Origin of the sequence: Terriglobus sp. YAF25 (assembly GCF_052113305.1) — a bacterium.
GTDB lineage: Bacteria > Acidobacteriota > Terriglobia > Terriglobales > Acidobacteriaceae > Terriglobus.
In genome coordinates, this window is sequence record NZ_JBFRCY010000798.1 from 1 (window position 1) to 1,997 (window position 1,997).

Sequence of the window (1,997 nt, forward strand, 5' to 3'; positions counted from 1 at the left end):
GCACAAGTCGGTGCGGAACTCCGACGCCGATGCCTCTCTGTACTGGCTTGGCCGGATGCTCGCCGCCGGCGAAGACCCCATGTATGTGGCTCGCAGAGTGGTTCGGATGGCCGTAGAAGATATCGGCCTGGCGGCGCCGGAGGCGCTCAATCTCTGCCTTTCGGCGCGCGATGCCATGCACTTCCTCGGTTCTCCGGAAGGAGAGCTCGCGCTCGCCCAGGCCGTGACCTACCTCGCCCTGGCGCCGAAGTCGAATGCGGTCTACACCGCATGGGGTGCGATCCAGCAGGATATCCAGCGCACGGCCGCGGAGCCTGTGCCGCTGCACCTTCGCAATGCTCCCACCTCGCTGCTGAAGTCACTCGATTATGGGAAGGATTATCAGTACGCCCACGACATCGAAGGCAAGGTGGCCGATATGGATTGCCTGCCTCCGTCTCTCGCGAACCGCCGCTACTACCATCCCACGCAGGATGGCCGTGAAAAGCTACTCGCGCAGCGCATGGAGGAGATCCGGCGCATTCGCGAATCGAAACGCAAAGGTTAGCCAGCTAGGCAGCAAATAATAGGAGAGTCGACTTTCTCGTTGCCCCGTTCCTTCGCTGGTAAGCGAAAGAACAGGGTATCGCGCTATGCGCGACCGTTTCTTCGAAACACTTGAAGGATTTGTACTTTCTAAAAAAGAAACCGGTCTCGCTCCGCTGATCCCCCACCCTTCGCGATAAAACCGCGAAGAATGAGTCAACGAAGGCATGCAAACGGCTGATCGCTCTAGCCACACTAATTTACCTTGGGCTTCCGAAACGCATAGATAATGGCCAGCAGTGGCGGGGCCAGCAAGACTCCCCAGAAGGGGATGATGATGCCCAGCACAATCGGCCCGAAGAAGGCTGCCCACCAGGGAACACGCGCCGTCCGCTTCAGCAGATAGGGTTGAATCAGCAGACCGTCTATGGCCGCGATCGCGCCATAGAGGCCCAGCAGCCAGCAGTAGCTGTACCAGTCCTTATCGGTAAACAGGAGCGCCAGCGCAGGACCGCAGACGCCAAGTACAGGACCGAAGTTGGGAATGAACTGCAGCAGCCCGCCGAGCATGCCCCACAGCGGAGCCAGTGGGACACCGATGAGGGTAAGTCCAAGCCACCACAACGCACCCACGATCAGTGCATCGAGTGTCGTGGCGCGCCACCACGCCACCAAGGCTCCGCCGGCCGTCTTTAGTGCATTCTCGCGATCAAAGCCGGTCAAAGCAGCCCTCCGAAGAAATCGGCATCCAAACACTTTGGATGCGCCATCAAGCACATAAGACTACAGCACAGCGCATGCACCATCTTCCCCTGGAGAACGCGATATGGCCGTCATGATGCAGGCTTTTTAYTGGGACGCCCCGATCCATGAAAACAAGGCCGGCGAATGGTGGAATCACCTCAGAGAACTTACACCGCAGCTTGCGGACTCGGGCATCAATGCGCTTTGGCTTCCTCCGATCTCAAAAGCCGCGGACATCAAGTCGAACGGTTATGACCCCTATGACTACTTTGACCTTGGAGACTTCGACCAGAAGGGCGGCGTCAAGACACTGTACGGCAACCGCGCCGAACTGGAGGCTTTGATCAAGACCATCCATGACCACAAGATCGGAGCCTATGCCGATATGGTGATCAATCACAACTCCGGCGCCGACGGAGAGGAGCTAAATCCGCTGGATGGACAGAAGCGATGGACGAAGTTCACCCCGAAGTCGGGTAAATTTCCTCGAGACTGGAACTGCTTTCATCCCTCCCGTTATGAGCAGGTAATGATGGAGGGCGAGAACTTCGCCGGCTTCCCTCACCTGTGTCATCGCAATCCGCGGGTCTATGAGGCCATGTACGAGTACTCCCGCCTGCTCATTGAAGAGTTGAAGTTTGACGGCTTTCGCTTCGACTTCGTCAAGGGCTATGAGCCGTGGATGATCGGGCTGCTGGCGAAGTATCGCTATGAGCGCGATGGCAAAG

The 1,997-nt window shown here is 58.0% G+C and carries 2 protein-coding genes and 1 pseudogene; 2 read left to right on the plus strand and 1 reads right to left on the minus strand.

Annotated features, from left to right (window positions below):
- Positions 1 to 547 (plus strand): annotated as a pseudogene (locus AB4043_RS23845) (replication-associated recombination protein A); the annotation flags it as partial.
- Positions 548 to 780: 233 nt separating this feature from the next.
- Here AB4043_RS23845 and AB4043_RS23850 read toward each other — a convergent pair.
- Complete coding sequence (locus AB4043_RS23850; protein ID WP_442303265.1) at positions 781 to 1,248, minus strand: AI-2E family transporter; 468 nt, start codon at positions 1,246 to 1,248, stop codon at positions 781 to 783.
- Between the two features lie 103 nt (positions 1,249 to 1,351).
- Between AB4043_RS23850 and AB4043_RS23855 the strand changes: the two genes are divergently transcribed.
- A partial coding sequence (locus tag AB4043_RS23855; protein ID WP_442308296.1) for an alpha-amylase family glycosyl hydrolase occupies positions 1,352 to 1,997 on the plus strand: 646 nt, incomplete at its 3' end.